2 protein-coding genes are annotated in these 1069 nt (G+C 69.2%); both read left to right on the top strand.

Annotated features, from left to right (window positions below; all coding sequences use genetic code 11):
- Positions 1 to 109 precede the first annotated feature (109 nt).
- Positions 110 to 544 (top strand): hypothetical protein, encoded by a 435-nt coding sequence (locus AC0VX0_RS12335; protein WP_036318082.1) that lies wholly within the window; start codon positions 110 to 112, stop codon positions 542 to 544.
- A gap of 123 nt (positions 545 to 667) precedes the next feature.
- Positions 668 to 1069, top strand: a 402-nt coding sequence (locus AC0VX0_RS12330; RefSeq protein WP_475452198.1) for a hypothetical protein, incomplete at its 3' end; no start/stop codon positions are given.

Genomic DNA, 1069 nt, shown 5'->3' with positions numbered 1-1069 from the left:
CCAGTAGACACCCTCACCCCATACGTGTATGGTTAGACATGTGGCCGGGAGACCGGCCACCCCACCGCAGGCCCCACCAGGGGCCCGTACCCCACCCAAGGAGGACACAATGGCCGTTGTCACCGCGTTCGAGTCTGCGCCGACGAACCCGCCGTACCCGCAGCTGCCGTTCATTGGCCCTCCGCTGTACTCGCTTTATGACTCGATGGGGCCGGAGCCGAACGTGTCCCGGGAACAGCTGATGGCGCTGGAGGTTGATATGCGCCGGGCGCACGCCCTGGCCCAGCCGGCGGCGCGCGCGCGGGCGGCGTACAAGCGCCTGGCCCGGTGTGGAGGCCCTGCCGAGAGCATCCCCGCCGCCCTGCGGAAAGCTACCGAGCTGAGCACGGAACGCTACGAGCTGCTGCATGCCAACGCCCGCCACGCCCGCGCCCTGCTGGAGATGGCCGGCCCCGGTGATGACCGCGTGCACTTGGAGTTCATCGCCGCTTCCACAGCCGCTATGGCCGAGGGGTGCGACGATCTGCAGCTGATCCAGCCGTGAGACCGTGTGGGGATCGGTTGCGCACCCGCCCCCATACGTGTATGGTTAGACATGTGTTCGGGAGACCGACACACCACCGCAGGCCCCACCAGGGGGCCCGCACCCCACCCCAAGGAGGACATCATGTTCCAGTTCACCGCTCAGGCCTTGTACCGCGCGCTCGACGTGGCCGGCATGCCGGCTCTGAAGGCCACTCACGACGCGCGGCCGGCCTTGCACCACGTGCAGGGGGTGTTCACTGATCAGGGCCTGATCTTCACCGCCACGGACCGGTACCACGCGGTGCGTACCGTGGCCGCGTACGAGGGTGAGGCTCCCACGCACGGCCAGGGGGCCCCGGAGGTGCTGATCCATCGTGAGGGCCTCAAGCGCCTGCTGCCGATGCTCAAGGCGGCCAAGCCCGCCCCGGTGACGGTGGAGGCCGACGCGGACGCGGTGGTCTTCACCGTGGGGGGCCAGAGCATGCGCTTGGAGAACGCCGCCGGGGACGGCATGGACTTTCCCCGCGTGGAGGCGCTGTTCCGC

The organism is Micrococcus sp. iso_26 (assembly GCF_056172975.1).
This window is presented reverse-complemented; position numbering and strand designations above follow the sequence as displayed.

Bases quoted from the DNA above. Each gene is read 5' to 3' on its own strand.
- AC0VX0_RS12335 (WP_036318082.1), top strand. From the start codon at position 110: ATGGCCGTTGTCACCGCGTTCGAGTCTGCGCCGACGAACCCGCCGTAC.